Here is a 19997-nt window from a genome sequence, read left to right as displayed (position 1 = left end):
GAGCGGCTGATCGAATTCTCGACATTCATCTGTATTTCAACGCCGACAGAATCGCCCTACACCTTGTGCGGAGCGGACTGATCGATTGTTCGGCCATCTCGCGAAATAATCGCACTCCCTTTGCTCGACAGATGACTCATGAAAACTCCTGTGTTCAAACATGATTGGCGCATCTTGCTGGTGGAAGATCATCCCTTTCAGCTACGGGCGACTCAGTACCTGCTCGAGAGTTTTGGCTTCACCCAACTGACCGCCACTGACAGTGCCAGAGGCGCCTTGCAACAAATGCTCAAGGCTGCGCAACCGTTCGACATTCTTCTTTGCGACCAATGCCTGCCCGACCTTGCAGGCCTTGATTTGATCGAATACGCCAGTCACCGGGGGATGATCAGGCAGGCAATACTTCTGAGCAGTCTGACATCCGTCGAACTGGACAAACTTAAAGTCATGGCCTACGAACATGGATTGCCCTTGCTCGGTTACTTGATCAAACCATTGAAACAATCAGACTTCAGAAACTTATTGACCTTGGCCTCCATATAAAAACACGAAAACCCAAACACACTAAAACAATGACCAGCGTATAGATTCAGACCTCTAACTCAATGCCTTCCATCGTTTGACTAGTCCTACCAGACTTTTGCCTTTCCTCATGCAAAACCTAGTTGATACGTAGTCCCATTCTTCTTCAGTTGTAGGACTTTTCCTATATTGCCGCTGTAGCTCCCTCAGTTCATGCGGCCCCACAACTATCTGAGCTAAGGTGCGCGCATTATTTGTGCACGTATGGGATTTGATTATGAACTCCGTTTTTATTGTCGACGATCACCCTGTCATCCGCCTTGCGGTTCGAATGTTGCTGGAACATGAAGGTTACAAAGTCGTCGGCGAAACTGACAATGGGGTCGATGCTATGCAGATGGTTCGCGAATGCATGCCTGACCTGATCATCCTCGATATCAGCATTCCCAAACTGGATGGGCTGGAAGTTCTTTCCCGTTTCAACGCCATGAGCACACCCTTAAAAACACTGGTATTAACTGCACAGTGTCCGACACTTTTCGGTATTCGCTGCATGCAGTCCGGTGCATCGGGCTATGTATGCAAACAGGAAGACCTCAGTGAACTGATGAGTGCGATCAAAGCAGTTTTATCTGGTTACAACTACTTCCCCAGTCAAGCGTTGAACCCTGTTCGTCGTGACGACGCGCGCTGGGCCGACCTGGAATTGTTCAAATCCGTCAATGATCGAGAACTGATGGTATTACAACTTTTCGCCCAGGGTCGTACAAACAAAGAAATTGCCAAAGGCATGTTTCTCAGCAACAAGACGGTCAGCACTTATAAAAAACGACTGATGCAGAAACTCAAGGCCAAATCCCTGGTTGAACTCATCGATATGGCAAAACGTAACGCGTTAGTGTGAGAAACAGGATGCCCAGCCGTTTCAAGGATTGTCTGATACTCATGGCCGCGGGTTTATGCCTGAGCACTTCAGTACTCGCGGCTCAGACAGCCAGCGAACACTACACCCTGCTCAGTCGTTCAACGGCCGGGCACATGGAAGTCCAACTGGATACCTCACAACGACAATGGGTCAAAGACAAACGTGAATTGATCCTGGGTACATCGGCCCCGGATTATCCTCCTTTCGACCTGACCCTCAGCGGCCACGACTATGAAGGTTTCACCGCCGATTACGCAGGCATCCTCGGCCAGGCCATAGGGTTGCCGGTCAAGGTTCAGCGCTTCGCCTCCCGAGGGGCCGCTATCGAGGCGCTGGAAAAAGGCCAGGTAGACATGCTTGGCACCGCCAATGGGTTCGAGGCCGACAATGCCGACATTGCCCTGTCCACGCCTTATGCGGTGGATCAACCGGTACTGGTGACACGAGAAGGAGAAACCAGATCGCTGACCGATGGACTTGCCGGCATGCGGCTCAGCATGGTGTATCACTATCTGCCTCTGGACGAAGTCAGGGCGCTGTATCCGAAGGCAATCATCACCTCTTACCCGTCCTACCAGAATGCAATCAATGCGGTTGCCTTCGACCAGGCCGACGTTTTTCTCGGCGACACCATTTCAACCCACTACATGATCAACAAGGGGTATTTGAACAACATCCGCATGGCCAACTTCGGTAAACACGAAGCCCATGGTTTCAGCTTTGCCGTGCAGAAGGACAATCCGGATCTGCTCGCGATCATCAACGCAGTCCTCAAGGCCATCCCCACCAGCGAGCGAGAAAACATCGCAAAACGCTGGAGTGCCGGCAGCGACATTCTTCTCACCGATCACAAGCTGCAACTCAGCCACAGTGAAGAGCGCTGGCTGGCACAACATCCAGTCGTGCGCGTCGTGGTCAATGAAGCGTTTGCGCCACTGACGTTTTTCGACAGCGACGGCAACTTTCGGGGCGTCACGGCTGATCTGCTCGAGCTGATCAGATTGCGCACCGGTTTGCGTTTCGACATCCAGCGCAGCCGAAGCGATGACGAGATGATCGAGCAGATCGCTAACCATCAGGCCGACCTGATCGCTGCCCTGCTCCCCAGCGTTCAACGTGAAACGACGTTGAGCTTCAGCCGTCCCTATCTGGAAAACTCCTTTGTGCTGCTGACGCGCAAAGCGGCCGACAGCCCGACAAACCTCACGCAATTGCAGGATAAACGCCTGGCCATCGCCCAAGGCAACCCACTGGTGGATTACCTGCGCAGCGAGTTTCCGCGGATCAACCTGGTTGAAACCCCGGACACGTTCAGTGCCGTTGAGTTGCTCGCCGAGGGCCAGGCAGAAGGTGCGGTGAACTCACTGGTGATCGCCAACTACTTCATTTCATCGCGGATCTTTGAACAGACACTTCAGATCAGCACCACCATCGGTACCCGACAGGCAGCGTTTTCCCTGGCGACCGGGCGCGACGCCAAGGAACTGAATGCCATCCTCGACAAGGCACTGCTGAGCATCGCCCCCGAAGAGCTGGGCATCATCAACAGCCGCTGGCGCGGCTATTCAGCAGCCTCGCAAAGCACCTGGCGCAACTATCATCGCGTGTTCTATCAGATCGTTACAGGCGCCGGCGTGTTGCTGCTGATATCCGTTGCCTGGAACGCCTATATGAGGCGCCAGATCAAACAGCGGCAGGCGGCCGAGCGCGCATTGAACGATCAACTGGAATTCATGCGATCGCTGGTCAATGGCACGCCTCATCCCATTTACGTGCGTGATCGCCAGGGATTGCTGCAAAGCTGCAACGACAGTTATCTGGAAACCTTCTGCGCGAAACGCGAAGACATCATCGGTAAAGGCGTCGTACAAGGCACCCTCGGCAACCTCTTCGAAGCACGGGAATATCAGGCGGACTACCAGCGCGTCATGGCCGAGGGAACGCCGCTGATTCTCGACCGTCCGTTGCACATCGAAGACCGCAAGCTGACGATCTATCACTGGATTCTTCCCTATCGCGACTCCAGCGGTGACGTGCAGGGCGTCATTGGCGGCTGGATCGACATCAGCGAACGCCGGCAACTGGTCGATGAACTACGGGCCGCGAAGGAACAAGCCGATGCTGCCAACCGAGCCAAAAGCACCTTTCTGGCGACCATGAGCCATGAGATCCGCACGCCCATGAATGCGATCATCGGCATGCTCGAACTGACGCTCAAACGTATCGATCACAGTCATCCGGATCGGCCAGCCATCGACGTCGCGTACCACTCGGCGAAAGACCTGCTGGAACTGATCGGGGACATTCTTGATATTGCGCGCATCGAATCCGGGCGTCTGAACCTGAGCCCGGAGCGCGTCAATCTGGCTGAAACCGTAGCCTCGGTGGTGCGGATTTTCGATGGACTGGCCCGGCAGAAAAATCTCGGACTGCAACTGGAGTTCAGCCCTGCCAAACCGACCACCGATGTCGTGTTGGACCCGATGCGCTTCAAGCAGGTGCTGTCCAATCTGATCAGCAATGCCATCAAGTTCACGCAACAGGGCCAGGTCAGGATCAGCGTCGAGTTGCAGTCGACCGACGAGCCCGACCGGGTCCAGTTGCAGTTACTGGTGGAAGACAGTGGCGCAGGAATCAGCGAGCAGGATCAACAGCGGTTGTTCGAGCCTTTCGTCCAGGCCGATAACTCCGGCCAGTTAGCCAGAGGTGGTGCGGGGCTGGGCCTGGTGATCAGTCGCAATCTGTGCGAAATGATGGGCGGCAGCCTGCAATTGAACAGTCAATCGGGCGTCGGCACGCAGGTCCGCATTTCGCTGAACCTGGCCACCCTACCGACGGAACAGATGCCGGAATCTGTCGAGCCGCAAATCCAGCCAAGCACTACCCCCTTGAACGTGCTGGTGGTCGATGATCATCCAGCCAATCGCTTGCTCATGTGTCAGCAACTGGAGTTTCTGGGGCATCGGTTCAACGTCGCAGCGGATGGCAAGGCGGGGTTCGAAGCCTGGAAGAGTCAGCCATTCGACCTGGTGATTGCCGATTGCAACATGCCGATCATGAATGGATATGAGCTGGCCAGGGCCATTCGCCAACATGAACAGCACCTGCAACGCCCCCCCTGTACCGTTCTGGGTTTCACCGCCAACGCACAGCCGGAGGAAAGACAACGCTGCAAACTGGCCGGGATGGACGATTGCCTGTTCAAACCCCTCAGCCTGACGGCCTTGAGCCAGAGGGTCGAAGGCATCACGCCGACGGTCCGCGCACCGGCCTTCAGTCTGGAGGGGCTGCACCTGTTGACCGGTGGCAACCCGACGCTGAACCAGCGATTGTTGACCGAACTGCTGAACAGCACCCGCCTGGACCGCAGAGCGCTGCTGGCATTATCCGGGTCAAAGGACCGGCAATCACTCCTCGACATTGCCCACAAAATCAAGGGCGCGGCCCGAATCGTCCAGGCCTGCCGGCTGATCGACAGCTGCGAGGCGCTCGAACAGGCCTGCAATAACAGGTTCCACCACGATGAAGTGGCCGATTGCAGCAAGGCCATGGAGCGCGCCATGCTCGAACTGGAGCAATCATTGCAACAACAGATGGCACGCCATGACAAAAGCACAATGAAGGAGCATTAACTATGCTTGGGGGCTGAGCAGTGTGTTAATCATCATGGAGAAAGCTGCAATGCCCAACCCACTGCGTCCGGATCAACGCCGGTTTCCTCTGCACATCCATATCAGCGTGATGTTCACCTTCCTGTTGTTACTGACCGGGGTGGTACTGGGTATTTTCAACTATCAGCAAACCACCCGGATCATCCTTTCCAGCAGCGAAAAACTCTTCAACCGCATCGAGCAGGATGTCCGTCTGGGCCTGCATCGCATCTATCAGCCGATTCGTCATCTGCTCAACCTGCTGGCGGACAACCCGGCGACCCAGGCGCCCGACCTTGAGCAACGCCTGGCGTTGCTCAAGCCCTTCAGCCAATCGCTCAAGGACAATCCCGACCTGGCCTCGCTGTACCTGGGCTACGCCAATGGCGACTTCTTCATGGTTCGTCCCCTGCGTACCGTCACCCTGAAAACACAAGTCAAGGCACCGGCCACGGCGGCGTATCAGGTGTGGAGCATCGAGCACCCAAGCGGCGGTCAGATCCGCTCCCAATCATTGTTTTTCGATCAGAACCTGGCCCTTGTCAGCCGCCAGGACAACCCCGACGAGACCTACGATCCCCGTACCCGCGCCTGGTTCTCCAGCGCCCTCGGCAACCACGATCAGATCACCACCGAGCCCTACCTTTTTTTCTCCACCCACAACGTCGGCACCACACTGGCCCGGCGCAGTGGCGAGCATGCAGTGATGGGGGCCGACCTCACGCTGGCTGAACTGTCCGCGACCCTGGCCGAACATGTGGTGACCCCCAGTACCGAAATTGTGCTGTTCGATGCCCAGGGCAATGCCATCGCTTACCCCGACAGCAGCAAACTGATCGTCGACGATCAGACCGCCCGGCTGATCAAAGCCGCCGATCTGAGCCCCACGCTCGCGGCTCTGCTCACCAGCCCCTCCGAGGTCAATCGCCTGAACACCGCGGGCCGTCAATGGATCGTGGCGCGCAGCAGCATCCAGGAGGGTGGCCCGCAGGGACTGCAACTGGCGCTACTGGTGCCGGAGGACGAATTGCTCGTCGATGCCTACCGCATACGCTGGCAAGGCGCGTTGATTACCCTGGCGACGCTGCTGTTGTGCCTGCCGATGGGTTGGCTGACCTCGAGAATCCTGGTCAAACCCTTGCGCGCCCTGGTGCAGGAAGCCGATGCGATTCGCAGTTTCGATTTCAACTTTCCGGCCTCCCGTCGCTCGCCGGTGCTTGAAGTCGACCAACTGAGCGTGTCGATGGCGCGCATGAAAGACACCCTGGCGAGTTTTTTCCAGATCACCGACAGCCTGAGCGCCGAGACCCGTTTTGCCCCGCTGCTGCAACGGGTGTTGTTTGAAACCGTAAAGATCGGCCAGGCCCAGGCCGGTCTGCTCTATCTGCGGGAAAGTGATGACGATCGCGTGGAGCCTCATGCGCTGGTCATCCATGGCAACTCACAGACGTTGCCGTCATTCGCCATTCAAGGACACACGCCTCAGGATCCGCAGAGCCCTCAATGGATGCAGAAATTGTCGAACGCCGACAATGTCGTCACCAGCCTGGGGTTCGAAGAGGCGGGAGATTTGCAGAAGGTTTTGCTCGCACTGGAGTGCCCCAGGGTTCATCTGATCGGTATCCGGCTGCACAATCGCCATAACGAAACCGTCGGCCTGCTGATCCTGCTGCTGGCAGACAGCGGCACGCAGGAAGACCTGGAAAAACTTCGCCCGGACCGCATCGCGTTTCTCCAGGCGGTTTCCGGTGCAGCCGCCGTGAGTATCGAAAGTCAGCGCCTGCAAGCCAAACAGAAACAGCTGCTGGACTCTTTTATTCAACTGCTGGCTGGCGCGATCGATGCCAAGAGTCCCTATACCGGCGGTCATTGCCAACGGGTGCCGGCACTGACGCTGATGCTGGCGCAGGCGGCCGCAGCCAGTCAGGCCCCGGCCTTCAGCAGCTATCGGCCCACCGACGATGAGTGGGAAGCCTTGCACATCGCTGCCTGGCTGCATGATTGCGGCAAGATCACCACGCCGGAATACGTGGTCGACAAAGCCACGAAGCTTGAGACCCTGAACGACCGCATCCACGAAATCCGCACACGGTTCGAAGTGCTCAAGCGTGATGCCTGGATCAACTATTGGCAGGCCATCGCACTAGGGGGTGACGAGCAGCCTCTGGCGCAATTACGCCATGCGAACCTGGCGGCGCTGGATGATGATTTCGCGTTCATCGCCCGCTGCAATCTTGGCAGCGAGGCCATGGCCGAGGCCGATCTGCAACGCCTGAACACCATCGCTCAACGCACCTGGACCCGAACCCTGGACGATCGACTGGGGGTTTCGTGGGAAGAGAACCGTCGTCAGGCACGGACCCCGCCGCCGACTCTGCCGGTCAGCGAGCCGCTGCTGGCGGATAAACCCGAACACCTGATCGAACGCGCCGACAGTGAACTGATTCCGGCCGACAATCCGTGGGGATTCAAGCTTGACGTGCCACGCTACAAGTACAACCGGGGCGAGCTCTACAACCTGAGCATCACCCGAGGCACCCTGACCCGCGAGGAGCGTTACATCATCAATCACCACATGGTGCAGACGATTCTGATGCTCAGTCACCTGCCCTTCCCCGGCCACCTCAATAACATCGCGGAGATCGCCGGCGGCCACCACGAAAAAATGGACGGCACCGGTTATCCCAAACGCTTGAAGCGCGAAGACATGAGCTTGCCGGCGAGGATGATGGCGATTGCCGATATCTTCGAAGCGCTGACCGCCGCCGACCGCCCCTACAAGAAAGCCAAGTCCTTGAGCGAAGCGCTGGGCATCATGGCCACCATGTGCCGTGACGCCCACATTGACGCTGAATTGTTCGGGCTGTTCATCAACGACGAAGTCTATTTGCAGTACGCCAACCGTTTTCTCGACCCACGACAGATTGATGCGGTCGACCCGTCAAGCCTGCTGATCAAGGCCGGCTTGATGGCCTGATCAGCAGTCGGTCAGACGCAGGAAAATCGCTGCCAGTTGCTCGATACCGGCCTGATCTTCAGCAGTAAAACGTGCAAGTTTCGGGCTGTCGAGGTCCAGCACACCGATCAGTCGACCGTCCTTGACCAACGGCACCACCAGCTCACTGTTCGAGGCACTGTCGCACGCGATGTGCCCGGGGAACGCATGTACATCTTCGACCCGTTGAGTCTGCAAGGTGGCCGCTGCCGCGCCGCACACACCACGACCGAATGGAATTCGTACACAGGCGATCTGCCCCTGAAACGGGCCAAGCACCAGTTCTTCGTTGCGATTAAGGTAGAAGCCGGCCCAGTTCAGGTCATCGAGCTGGTTGAACAGAAACGCCGAAAATTGTGCAGCGTTGGCGATAAAATCACGCTCGTCTGCCAGCAGTGATTCCAGCTGCGCCCACAGCATGCCGTAGCCCTCCAGGCCCTGGCCGCTCTTTTGTAAATCGATCATGCCTTGTGCTCCAACAGCTTCAGCCCGACCCAATAGCGGGCAAATTGATACGCGCAACGTCCGTTGCGATTGCCCCGGCCCGTGGCCCAGCGCACTGCGAGGATGTCCAGCTCTTCGTCACGCTGCCACTCAAGGCCGGCCTTGTCGGCCAATTGGCCGATCCAGTGTTCGACGACGTTGAGGAAATGCTCCTGAGTAAACGGATAGAACGACAGCCACAGGCCAAAACGGTCCGACAGCGCGATCTTGTCTTCCACCGCCTCACTGGGATGGAGTTCGCCATCGACCCTTTTCCAGTTCTCGTTATCGCTTTCCTTTTCCGGCACCAGATGGCGACGGTTGGAAGTGGCGTACAGCAGAACGTTATCTGGCGCCTGTTCGAGAGAACCATCGAGCACGCTCTTGAGCACGCGGTAATCGCCCTCGCCCGAATCGAACGACAGGTCATCGCAAAACAGCACAAAGCGCTGAGGCAACTTGGCGATCTGCTCGACCACGCGCGGCAAGTCCGCCAGGTGATCGCGTTCGATCTCGATCAGCCGCAAGCCACTTTTGGCGTGTTCCGACAGCAAGGCACGCACCAGCGACGATTTACCGGTGCCTCGCGAACCCCAGAGCAAAGCATGGTTGGCCGGCATGCCATCGAGGAACTGGCGGGTGTTGCGGCCCAGTTGCTCCAGTTGCCGGTCAACGCCGATCAAGTCGGACAAACGCGTGTCCAGGCTGACTTGCAGCGGCAACAGAAAACCGCTGCGCCCCTCGCGCTGCCAGCGTGCGGCCAGGCAGTGCGCCCAGTCGATGGCTTGCCGAGGCGCGGGAAGCAGCGGCTCGATACGGGCCAGAACGGCATCGGCGCGTTCAAGAAAAGCATTCAATCGGGAATCCACGTCTTCTCCTCGGGCACGTTCACGGTAATGATGGCGGTACAACGACGAAACACAGCGCCTACACCCCCTATGGGTGTTTTGCGAGAACATCGGTATCCATTGATGATCGACTATGCTTGAGCAGCGAAGGGAAACGGAAGTGGTTCAACATCCCATGGATATCAAGTTCAGCCACCGGCTGTCGTACAAACAGGCCAGGATTACGGTGCTGGCCGGCTTCATTCTGGGCACGCTGCTCAGCCTGCTGCAAATAGGCATCGATTATGCCAGCGAAGACGCCTCCATCAACCGCGAAATACTGTCCTTGCTGGAAATCAGCCATAACCCCGCATCTCGCATCGCTTACAACATCGATGCCGAACTTGCTCAGGAACTGGCCCTGGGTCTGTTGCGCTCGCCGGCAATCATCGGCGCGCAATTGACCGACAACAACAATACCGTGCTGGCCAGCGTCAAACGTCCGGGCCTGGAAAACAATGACCGGATGATCAGCGACTTCCTGTTCGGCGCCAACCGGCAGTTCGCAGACCGCCTTTACCTCGACCACTTGCCGGACGAATCCCTCGGGACCTTGCAACTGGAAGTCGATACCTACACCTTCGGCAGTCGTTTCCTGCGCCGGGCCGAAGTGACCCTGCTCAATGGCTTCGCGCGCAGCCTGATTCTCACGGGCATTCTGCTGGCGCTGTTTTATGTGATGCTGACCAAACCGCTGGTGCGGGTTATCCGCGAACTCAGTGGCCGTGATCCGCGCAGCGCGGAACCGACGTTGCTGGAGTGTCCGATGGGGCATGAAAACGATGAAATCGGAGTCTTGGTCAAGGTCGCCAATCAACAGTTTGAAAACATCGCCACCGAAATCCAGCAACGGCGAAACGCCGAAAACCGCCTGACCGACTACCTCTCGCAACTGGAAAACATCGTCTCGGCCCGCACCGCGGAACTCAAGGCGATCAATTCCCGCCTCAGCCAATCGAACGAGGAGCTGGAGGTCGCCCGCAGCACTGCCCTGGACATGGCCGAAGCGCGTTCGGTATTCCTGGCCAACATGAGTCATGAAATCCGCACGCCCCTCAACGGTCTGCTGGGCATGATCGCGCTCTCGCTGGACGGCCCGCTCAACGCCGAGCAGCAGCAACAACTGTCCATCGCCCATGACTCGGGCAAAGTGCTGGTGGAACTGCTCAACGATATTCTCGACCTGTCGAAGTTCGATGCCGGCCAGCTCGAACTCGAACACATTCCGTTCGACCTTGGTTCGCTAATCGAAGACACCGCCAACCTGCTGTCCCAGAACGCCGCGCCCAGTGTCGAGCTGGCATGCCTGATCGACCCGCAATTTCCCGCTCTGGTGCTCGGTGATCCGACCCGGGTCCGGCAGATCGTCAGCAACTTGTTGTCCAACGCTCTCAAATTCACCCGTTTCGGACGGGTCGATGTGCGTCTTTCAACGTTCGAAGACGGTGTGCGAATCGAAGTCTGCGACACTGGCATCGGCATCGCCCAGGATGCGCAGGTGAAAATCTTCCAGCCCTTCACCCAGGCCGGTGCCGGTATTACCCGGCAATTTGGCGGCACCGGGTTGGGCCTGGCGCTGACTTATAGCCTCTGCGAAGCCATGCAAGGGCGTCTGACGATCAGCTCGGAAGCGGGCTTCGGCAGCCAGTTCTGCGCCGACCTGCCCCTGCCCTGCCATACCCGGGCCATTTCCCCGGCCGCACTGCGGGGCAACATCGTCGCGATCACCGCCGCCAGCAGCGGTCTGGCGGAACTGCTGCACAGTCTGCTGCCCAGCTGGGGCCTCGACTATCAGCAGCGTTCCATTGATGACCGGTTGATCGGGCTGAAGCCGGATGTGCTGATCACCGACTGCCCCGAATGCCTGTTTGGCCTGCGCCCTACCTTCACCGCGCCGATTCTGCTGGTGACCGCCTACGGCAGTTTCCTGCCCAGCGACCAAGTCAACGCCCTCGCGCCCTTGCAGCAACAGGCGCGACCTCTGGCGCGCAATGCGCTTTACCAGACATTGCGGCGGATCTTGCAGCCGGAACTCACCACCATCAACGGGGCGCGGATCGAAGCCATCTCACCCCTGCGACGCGGACGCATCCTGCTGGTGGAGGACAATCCGGTCAATCAGTTGGTGGCCAAAGGCATGCTCGGAAAACTCGGTTGCGAGGTGAGCGTCGCGGCCCACGGCGGCGAAGCGCTGGATCAGCTTGAGCAGAGCGAATTCGATCTGGTGCTCATGGACTGCAACATGCCGGTGATGGATGGCTATGAAGCCAGTCGGCAGATTCGTCGCAGCGGGCGCTGGCCACAGCTGCCCATCGTCGCCCTGACCGCCAACGCCATGTCCGAAGAGCGCGAACGCTGCCGTGCGGCGGGCATGAGTGACTACCTGGCCAAACCTTTCCGCCGGGAAGAACTGGCTGCTTTGCTCGACTTGTGGATACCTACTACGACAGCGCTTTGATTTGCCCCAGCAGGTGATCGAGGCCATCGCGCAGATCATTCAGGCGATCCAGATCGACACCGCTATCGCATAACAGCCGGGCCTTGAGCGGCCCGACCTGATCGCGCAAAGCCTTGCCGGCGGGCGACAGGCTCAAGTGCACCTCACGCTCATCGCGCGCCGAACGCTGACGCTGCACCAGTTGCAGTTGCTCAAGGCGCTTGAGCAGCGGCGTCAAGGTTCCGGAATCCAGCGCCAGGCGCTCACCCAAGGCCTTGACCGTCGGCTGCTCCGGCGCCGTCTCCTGCCATTCCCACAACACCAGCATCGCCAGGTATTGCGGGTAGGTCAGGCCCAACTGATCGAGCATAGGCTTGTAGGCACGGATCACCGCCCGCGATGCGGCATACAGCTTGAAGCAGAGCTGACTGTCGAGCTTCAGCGAATCAACTGACAACGTGTTCATTTGAGCAGGGCTTCGATCTCGCGGCTCAGGTCCTGCGGCTTGGTCGCCGGAGCAAAGCGCTTGACCAACTTGCCATCCTTGCCGATCAGGAACTTGGTGAAGTTCCACTTGATGCCCTGGGATCCCAGCACGCCCGGTGCGCGTTTTTTCAGCTGAACGAACAGTGGATGGGCGCCGGCACCATTGACTTCGATTTTCTTGAACAGCGGGAAGCTCACCCCGTAGTTCAACTCGCAGAACTCGGAAATCGCTCCCTCGTTGCCCGGCTCTTGCTTGCCGAACTGATTGCAGGGAAAGCCGAGCACCACCAGGCCTTGATCCTTGTAGGTCTGCCACAACTCTTCGAGACCTTTGTATTGCGGGGTGAACCCGCATTTACTGGCGGTGTTGACCACCAGCACTGCTTTGCCGGCGAAATCGGCCAGGGTCTTTTGCTCGCCCTTGATGGTGGTGCAAGGGATGCTCAACAGGTTGTCGCTCATGGCACGAACTCCGAGTGGAAGAACAAAGACCAAACATAGCGAGCAATTGAATTGTGTGCAATTTAAATTGTGAGACGCTGATCCTCTGTAGGAGCGAAGCTTGCTCGCGAAGGCGTCTTAACATTCAACACTGATGTTGACTGACCCGACGCCTTCGCGAGCAAGCTTCGCTCCTACGGGGCTCGCCTTACTCGCGGGGAACGAGGTCCAGGCACACCGAGTTGATGCAATAACGCAGGCCAGTGGGTGGCGGACCGTCCGGAAAAACGTGCCCAAGGTGCGCATCACACTTGGCGCAGACCACTTCGGTGCGGATCATGCCGTGGCTGACATCACGGATCTCGACCATGGCGCTGTCGCCGATCGGCGCGTAGAAGCTCGGCCAGCCGCAGCCGGAATCGAATTTGGTCTTTGAATCGAACAGCGGCGCATTGCAGCAGATGCAGTGGTAAACACCGTCGACCTTGCTGTCGTTGTACTTACCGGAGAACGGCCGCTCGGTGCCCTTGAGGCGGCAAACGTTGTACTGCTCCGGATCGAGCATGGCCCGCCATTCTTCCAGGGTTTTTTCCAACTTTTCCATGATCACACCTCAGCAGCTGAAAAAGCCCGATCTGTACCTTTTCCACGGATCGGGCGGCACGTATGATTGCGCCTCGTCAAACGCCAGTCTGGCAGCCAGACCACGCGCATTCAAACGGATTATGAGTGCCGCCACTCAAGGCGTCAGGCCTGTGTGAATACGCAGGATTCCCAGTACGGTCGTTCATACGCCGCCTGGATCGTTCATTTTCGGGAACACATCGCCATGCAGGTCAGCAAATCGAACAAGCTCGCCAACGTCTGCTACGACATTCGCGGCCCAGTGCTCAAGCACGCCAAACGCCTGGAAGAGGAAGGCCATCGCATCCTCAAGCTGAACATCGGCAACCCGGCGCCCTTTGGTTTCGAAGCGCCGGATGAAATCCTTCAGGACGTGATTCGCAACCTACCGACCGCCCAGGGCTACAGCGACTCCAAGGGCCTGTTCAGTGCCCGCAAGGCCGTGATGCAGTACTACCAGCAAAAACAGGTGGAAGGCGTCGGCATCGAAGACATCTACCTGGGCAACGGCGTTTCCGAGCTGATCGTGATGTCGATGCAGGCCCTGCTCAACAACGGCGACGAAGTGCTGGTGCCGGCTCCCGACTATCCACTGTGGACTGCCGCAGTCAGCCTGTCGGGCGGCAACCCGGTGCATTACCTCTGCGACGAGCAGGCCAACTGGTGGCCGGACCTGGCCGACATCAAGGCCAAGATCACGCCGAACACCAAGGCGCTGGTGATCATCAACCCGAATAACCCGACCGGTGCGGTGTACTCGAAGGAAGTGCTGCTTGGCATGCTGGAACTGGCCCGTCAGCACAATCTGGTGGTGTTCTCCGACGAGATCTACGACAAGATCCTGTACGACGATGCCGTACACATCTGCACCGCCTCGCTGGCACCAGACCTGCTGTGCCTGACCTTCAATGGTCTGTCCAAGTCCTATCGCGTGGCCGGTTTCCGCTCCGGCTGGGTCGTCATTTCCGGCCCGAAACATCATGCCCAAAGCTACATCGAAGGCATCGACATGCTGGCCAACATGCGCCTATGTGCCAACGTGCCGAGCCAGCACGCCATTCAGACCGCGCTGGGCGGCTATCAAAGCATCAACGATTTGGTGCTGCCGCAAGGGCGTCTGCTGGAACAGCGCAATCGTACCTGGGAGCTGCTGAACGACATTCCGGGCGTGAGCTGCGTCAAGCCGATGGGCGCGCTGTATGCATTCCCGCGGATCGACCCGAAAGTCTGCCCGATCCACAACGACGAGAAATTCGTGCTCGACCTGCTGCTCTCGGAGAAACTGCTGGTGGTACAAGGCACGGCCTTCAACTGGCCATGGCCGGACCACTTCCGTGTGGTCACCCTGCCACGACTCGACGACCTGGATCAGGCGATTGGCCGGATCGGTAACTTCCTCAAATCCTATCGCCAGTAAGTGGCCTGTCACCGTGCGACGCGGGTTAAAGTCGCACGGTGATTAATTCAGCAACACATCTGTGCACCCTACCCTGTATCGTTGTTTCAAGCGCTGACGGACGACACGTTTCATGCCCGCGCCTAACAACGGCGGGGGCCTGCGACGCTAATTAGCTGACAACCGTTTCCCATGCCGACGTCGGAAATACCCTTCAAGCCGCTAGACTGTTGCTGTAGGACACAGTTTGAAATAGTCACTCGGTTGAATAGCCCGGTGCAGCACCTTATATACCCCGCAGTACGCTACATCTTTAGCACGAGGAGATTTCTACAACCATGATGCGCATTTTGCTGTTTTTGGCCACTAACCTGGCGGTCGTGCTGATTGCCAGCATCACCCTGAGCCTTTTCGGCTTCAACGGGTTCATGGCGGCCAATGGGGTTGATCTCAACCTCAATCAGCTGCTGATTTTCTGTGCGGTCTTTGGTTTCGCCGGTTCCCTGTTCTCGCTGTTCATCTCCAAGTGGATGGCGAAAATGAGCACCAGCACCCAGATCATCAGCCAGCCGCGCACCCGGCACGAGCAATGGCTGCTGCAAACTGTCGAGCAATTGTCCCGCGAAGCCGGGATCAAGATGCCCGAAGTCGGGATTTTCCCGGCCTATGAAGCCAACGCCTTCGCCACCGGCTGGAACAAGAACGATGCACTGGTCGCGGTTAGCCAGGGCTTGCTCGAGCGTTTCTCGCCGGATGAAGTGAAAGCCGTTCTGGCCCACGAAATCGGCCACGTGGCCAATGGCGACATGGTCACCCTGGCGTTGATCCAGGGCGTGGTGAACACCTTCGTGATGTTCTTCGCCCGGATCATCGGTAACTTTGTCGACAAGGTGATCTTCAAGAACGAAGAAGGCCAAGGTATCGCCTACTACGTAGCGACCATCTTCGCTGAACTGGTCTTGGGCATCCTGGCCAGCGCCATTGTCATGTGGTTCTCGCGCAAACGCGAATTCCGTGCCGACGATGCCGGTGCACGCCTGGCGGGTACCAGTGCAATGATCGGTGCCCTGCAGCGTCTGCGTGCAGAACAAGGGCTGCCGGTGCACATGCCGGACACGCTGAATGCCTTTGGCATCAATGGTGGCCTCAAACAAGGGTTCGCCCGTATGTTCATGAGCCACCCGCCTCTGGAAGAGCGAATTGACGCATTGCGTCGTCGGGGCCAATAAATTCCGCACTAAAAGAAAAGGCCCGCAGCGATGCGGGCCTTTTTTTGTCTGCTTGATAGGGTGTTCTCAATGGCCTCTTCGCGGGCAAGCCTCGCTCCTACAGGTCTTGTGTCGTTCACATAATCGGCGAATAACACAAAACCTGTAGGAGCGAGGCTTGCCCGCGAAGGGGCCGACACAAACAACACAAATCTATCAGCTGGAAATCCGATACACCCGCTCCTCAAGCCGCGTGACACCGGCCTCAAGAAACTTCCAGCTCTCACCCAGGACGTCCTGGTCTTCCAGAATCTTCAGCGCCCACACATCGCCGAACAACCGCTGCACCTCATCATCCAGCACCGCAAACGGCGGCCCGTCCATCTGCGCCTGATCGTAATCCAGGGTAATCAACAGCCCCAGAGAATCCTTCGGCAGAATGCGAATCAAATGAGCCGCGTATTGCTCACGCATCGCCGACGGTAGGGCAATCAACGCCGCACGGTCGTACAACCCGCTGCAGTCGGCCACATCGCCTGCCGTCAACTCAAAGAAATCGCCACACCACAATTCGATTGAACCGGCACGGTAGACCTTGAAAGGCCCCTGTTCACTGATGTCCGGGTCAAATTGATGCTCAGCGAAGAAATCCTCCACGGCCTTTTCCGACAGCTCAATCCCCAAGACCTCATGACCTTGGTGCGCCAGCCACAACAGATCCAGACTTTTCCCACACAGCGGCACTAGAACACGAGCGCCCTCTTCCAGGCCCAACGCTGGCCAAAACCGTTGCAGATGTGGATTCACTTCCGGCAGATGAAAGCCGATCTGATTCGACGCCCATCGTTTGTGCCAAAACTCCGGCTGCATAATTAACCCCGAAAAATTCGATCAAAAGACCCTAAAACTTATATTAGATTTAGATCAATGATCTGACTGAAGATGGTGCCATCTTACTCTCAGGAGCTCATTCATGTTCCCCAGCCTGTATATCTCTCATGGCTCCCCGATGCTAGCCCTGGAACCCGGTGCCAGCGGACCGGCTCTCGCGCGTCTGGCCGCTGCATTGCCGAAACCCAAAGCCATCGTGATGGTTTCCGCGCACTGGGAAAGCAGCGAACTGTTGGTCAGCGGCAACCCTCAGCCTGAAACCTGGCACGACTTCGGCGGCTTTCCGCAGGCCTTGTTCGAGGTGCAATACCCGGCCCCGGGCAATCCGCAACTGGCGGCGGAGGTGGTCGAGCTGCTGAAGGCCGATGGCCTGCCGGCGCGCATCGACAGCCAGCGACCGTTCGATCATGGCGTTTGGGTACCCTTGTCGTTGATGTATCCGCAGGCTGACATCCCGGTGGTGCAGGTCTCGCTGCCCACCCGTGGCGGCCCCGCCCTGCAAACTCGCGTCGGCCATGCCTTGGCCAGCCTGCGCGAGCACGGCGTGCTGTTGATCGGCTCCGGCAGCATCACCCACAACCTGCGCGAACTGGACTGGCACGCAGGCCCGGAAAGCGTCGAACCCTGGGCCAGGGCGTTCCGCGACTGGATGATCGAGAAGCTTGAAGCGAATGACGAAGCCGCATTGCACGACTATCGTCAGCAAGCTCCTAATGCTGTGCGCAGCCATCCGAGTGACGAGCATCTGCTGCCACTGTACTTTGCCCGTGCGGCTGGGGGTGAGTTCAGCGTTGCCCATCAGGGATTCACCATGGGAGCTCTGGGCATGGATATTTATCGCTTTGGCTGACAGGTAGACCGAGTCGCCCCCCTTCGCGAGCAAGCCCGCTCCAACACTGGATCTGCGACGTACATAAATTCTGAATTCACTGAAGATCAAGTGTGGGAGCGGGCTTGCTCGCGAAGGGGGCGACACAGCTCTCCAGGCAAGACATCAAACAGCAGGCAAAAAAAATCCCCGAACCAGTCGGGGATTTTTTATGTGCGATCAATCAGCTCGAGAGCGGATCAATCTTCGCGATAGCGACGCAGCTTCAACTGCTTACCGGCAACGCGAGTGTCCTTCAGTTTGGTCAGCAGCTTCTCCAGACCATCTTCCGGCAGCTCGACGAGGCTGAAGCTGTCACGCACCTGGATGCGACCGATGGCTTCACGCGCCAAACCGCCTTCATTCAGGATGGCGCCCAGCAGGTTCTTGGCAGCGATACCATCACGCGCACCCAGCGCGGTACGGCAACGAGCACGACCTTCAGCCAATGGAACCGGAGCACGACGCTCACGATCACCACGGTCCGGACGATCACCGGAACGCTCTGGACGATCGCCACGCGGTGCGTTGTTCGGCACCAGTGGACGTTCTTTCTCGATTGCGGCCAGGGTCAGCGCCTGAGCGTTGGTTGCCTTGCGCAGCAGAGCAGCGGCCAGTGCACGCGGGGTGCAACCGATGTCGGCGGTCAGGCGATCCAGCAGATCACCGTGAGTCGATTCGGCATCAGCGACCAGCGGCGACAGGCTGTTGGTCAGTTTCTTGATGCGAGCATCGAGAACCGCCTGGGCGTCCGGCAGACGAACTTCGGCAACCTTCTGACCGGTTACACGCTCGATCACTTGCAGCATGCGGCGCTCACGAGGAGTCACCAGCAGCAGTGCACGACCTTCGCGACCGGCACGGCCGGTACGGCCGATACGGTGAACGTAGGACTCAGGATCGTACGGCATGTCAACGTTGAACACGTGAGTGATGCGCGGAACGTCCAGGCCACGAGCGGCAACGTCGGTCGCCACAACGATGTCCAGACGGCCATCCTTGAGGGATTCGATCACGCGCTCACGCTGGTTCTGAGCAATGTCACCGTTCAGCGCAGCGGCTTTGTAGCCTTTGGCTTCCAGGGCACTGGCCAGGTCCAGGGTCGCTTGCTTGGTGCGCACGAACATGATCAGGGCGTCGAAATCTTCCACTTCCAGCAGGCTCAATACAGCCGAGGTCTTCTGGTCAGCGTGAACCAACAGGTGAGCCTGTTCGATCGCGGTAACGGTCTGAGTCTTGGTCTGGATCTTCACGTGTTGCGGATCGCGCAGATGGCGTTCGGCAATGGCACGGATCGACTGCGGCAGGGTGGCCGAGAACAATACGGTCTGACGGGTTGCAGGCAGGGCCTTGAAGATAACTTCGAGGTCGTCCATGAAACCCAGTTTGAGCATTTCATCAGCTTCGTCGAGAACCAGGTGGTTCACGGTAGCCAGAACTTTTTCGTCACGACGCAGGTGGTCGCACAGACGGCCCGGCGTGGCGACAACGATCTGTGCGCCATTACGGATTGCTTTCAGTTGTGGGCCCATAGGCGCGCCGCCGTAAACGGCCACAACGGTAACGCCCGGCATTTGCTTGGCGTAGGTTTCGAAAGCGGTTGCTACTTGCAGCGCCAACTCACGGGTTGGCGCCAGGATCAGGGCTTGCGGCTCGCGCTTAGCAGGATCGATGCGATGCAGGATCGGCAGGGCGAACGCAGCGGTTTTACCCGTACCGGTTTGCGCCTGACCAATCATGTCGTGACCGGCCATGATGATCGGGATCGATTGCTGCTGAATAGCCGAAGGTTCTTCGTAGCCGGTCGCAATGACAGCTGCAAGAATATTCGGATTAAGATTAAAAGCGGCGAAGCCGCCGGTTTCCTGGGTCATGGGTCTGCCTCTAAGTGCATCCGCAAAGACCCATGCTCCAAAGCTGCGCATGCCGTGTAAGACTCAAGAGTCGCCCTGGCTGCTTTGTCGGCGGGGATTTGCGAAAACGAATGAATGAAAAAGATTCGTCAAGGAAGAGTCCGCTGTGCGGACGTGCAGCCGAAGCTGGCTTCGGGGAATTGCGCTACCTAAACGCGGCCCGGTTAAAGGCCGGCGCGCACTATACCGGAATTCGCCCAAAAAGGGAGCTTTTTTTATCGGAAAAAACCGGCGCATACCGTTGTGTCACGGGCTTTGCGGATAATTGTGC

Annotated in this window: 15 protein-coding genes; 8 read left to right on the top strand and 7 right to left on the bottom strand. The window is 58.1% G+C overall.

Annotation, left to right across the window (positions count from 1 at the left end; genetic code table 11):
• The first annotated feature begins 138 nt into the window (after nt 1-138).
• The 4 genes from ACIPLA_RS09325 (at nt 139) to ACIPLA_RS09310 (ending at nt 8074) form a co-directional block, all read left to right on the top strand.
• The gene (locus tag ACIPLA_RS09325) at nt 139-543 is read left to right on the top strand and encodes a response regulator (protein ID WP_192344095.1); all 405 of its coding nucleotides are present in this window, start codon (nt 139-141) and stop codon (nt 541-543) included.
• 256 nt (nt 544-799) lie between these two features.
• Nucleotides 800-1426 carry a response regulator gene (locus tag ACIPLA_RS09320; protein WP_007895044.1) on the top strand — a complete coding sequence of 209 codons (627 nt, stop codon included), beginning with the start codon at nt 800-802 and terminating at the stop codon, nt 1424-1426.
• A gap of 8 nt (nt 1427-1434) precedes the next feature.
• Nucleotides 1435-5079: a transporter substrate-binding domain-containing protein gene (locus tag ACIPLA_RS09315; protein WP_401172995.1), complete on the top strand. Its 3645-nt coding sequence runs from the start codon at nt 1435-1437 to the stop codon at nt 5077-5079.
• Nucleotides 5080-5128: 49 nt separating this feature from the next.
• Nucleotides 5129-8074, top strand: a complete 2946-nt coding sequence (locus tag ACIPLA_RS09310; protein ID WP_401172994.1) for an HD domain-containing phosphohydrolase — start codon at nt 5129-5131, stop codon at nt 8072-8074.
• Here ACIPLA_RS09310 and ACIPLA_RS09305 read toward each other — a convergent pair whose 3' ends face one another.
• Both ACIPLA_RS09305 and ACIPLA_RS09300 read right to left on the bottom strand, forming a co-directional pair.
• Nucleotides 8075-8557, bottom strand: a complete 483-nt coding sequence (locus tag ACIPLA_RS09305; protein WP_008075659.1) for a GAF domain-containing protein — start codon at nt 8555-8557, stop codon at nt 8075-8077.
• Nucleotides 8554-9444, bottom strand: a complete 891-nt coding sequence (locus tag ACIPLA_RS09300; protein ID WP_192344092.1) for an ATP-binding protein — start codon at nt 9442-9444, stop codon at nt 8554-8556. Before ACIPLA_RS09300 ends, ACIPLA_RS09305 begins: the two co-directional genes overlap by 4 nt.
• Nucleotides 9445-9598: 154 nt before the next feature.
• Between ACIPLA_RS09300 and ACIPLA_RS09295 the strand changes: the two genes are divergently transcribed.
• Nucleotides 9599-11920, top strand: coding sequence for a response regulator (locus tag ACIPLA_RS09295; RefSeq protein WP_218397497.1), 2322 nt, complete (start codon nt 9599-9601; stop codon nt 11918-11920).
• Here ACIPLA_RS09295 and ACIPLA_RS09290 read toward each other — a convergent pair.
• From ACIPLA_RS09290 to msrB, 3 genes are all read right to left on the bottom strand, one after another.
• A complete protein-coding gene (locus ACIPLA_RS09290) occupies nt 11904-12365 on the bottom strand; it encodes a MarR family winged helix-turn-helix transcriptional regulator (RefSeq protein WP_007895038.1) in 462 nt (153 codons plus the stop codon). The two genes, ACIPLA_RS09295 and ACIPLA_RS09290, sit on opposite strands and share 17 nt — an antisense overlap.
• Nucleotides 12362-12847 (bottom strand): glutathione peroxidase, encoded by a 486-nt coding sequence (locus tag ACIPLA_RS09285; protein WP_008075665.1) that lies wholly within the window; start codon nt 12845-12847, stop codon nt 12362-12364. The genes ACIPLA_RS09290 and ACIPLA_RS09285 overlap by 4 nt, the downstream gene beginning before the upstream one ends.
• A 187-nt stretch (nt 12848-13034) precedes the next feature.
• The gene (msrB, locus tag ACIPLA_RS09280) at nt 13035-13430 is read right to left on the bottom strand and encodes a peptide-methionine (R)-S-oxide reductase MsrB (RefSeq protein ID WP_123723198.1); all 396 of its coding nucleotides are present in this window, start codon (nt 13428-13430) and stop codon (nt 13035-13037) included.
• 225 nt (nt 13431-13655) lie between these two features.
• Here msrB and ACIPLA_RS09275 point away from each other — a divergent pair, with 225 nt between their 5' ends.
• Complete coding sequence (locus tag ACIPLA_RS09275; RefSeq protein WP_123497595.1) at nt 13656-14867, top strand: pyridoxal phosphate-dependent aminotransferase; 1212 nt, start codon at nt 13656-13658, stop codon at nt 14865-14867.
• Nucleotides 14868-15184: 317 nt separating this feature from the next.
• The gene (htpX, locus tag ACIPLA_RS09270) at nt 15185-16075 is read left to right on the top strand and encodes a protease HtpX (protein ID WP_218397501.1); all 891 of its coding nucleotides are present in this window, start codon (nt 15185-15187) and stop codon (nt 16073-16075) included.
• A 195-nt stretch (nt 16076-16270) separates the two neighbouring features.
• Here the strand turns inward: htpX and ACIPLA_RS09265 are convergent, their stop codons facing one another.
• Nucleotides 16271-16924: a thiopurine S-methyltransferase gene (locus ACIPLA_RS09265; RefSeq protein ID WP_401172993.1), complete on the bottom strand. Its 654-nt coding sequence runs from the start codon at nt 16922-16924 to the stop codon at nt 16271-16273.
• 103 nt (nt 16925-17027) lie between these two features.
• Here ACIPLA_RS09265 and ACIPLA_RS09260 point away from each other — a divergent pair, with 103 nt between their 5' ends.
• Nucleotides 17028-17795, top strand: a complete 768-nt coding sequence (locus tag ACIPLA_RS09260; RefSeq protein WP_401172992.1) for a DODA-type extradiol aromatic ring-opening family dioxygenase — start codon at nt 17028-17030, stop codon at nt 17793-17795.
• Nucleotides 17796-18013: 218 nt separating this feature from the next.
• Here the strand turns inward: ACIPLA_RS09260 and ACIPLA_RS09255 are convergent, their stop codons facing one another.
• On the bottom strand, nt 18014-19687 hold the full coding sequence (locus tag ACIPLA_RS09255) for a DEAD/DEAH box helicase (protein ID WP_007899905.1): 1674 nt from the start codon (nt 19685-19687) through the stop codon (nt 18014-18016).
• Nucleotides 19688-19997 lie beyond the last annotated feature (310 nt).

The organism is Pseudomonas sp. NPDC086112, from assembly GCF_044746425.1.
In the GTDB taxonomy this organism is placed as follows: Bacteria; Pseudomonadota; Gammaproteobacteria; order Pseudomonadales; family Pseudomonadaceae; genus Aquipseudomonas.
Note: the sequence above shows the minus strand (reverse complement) of the source record. Positions and strands in the feature narration are given on the sequence as shown.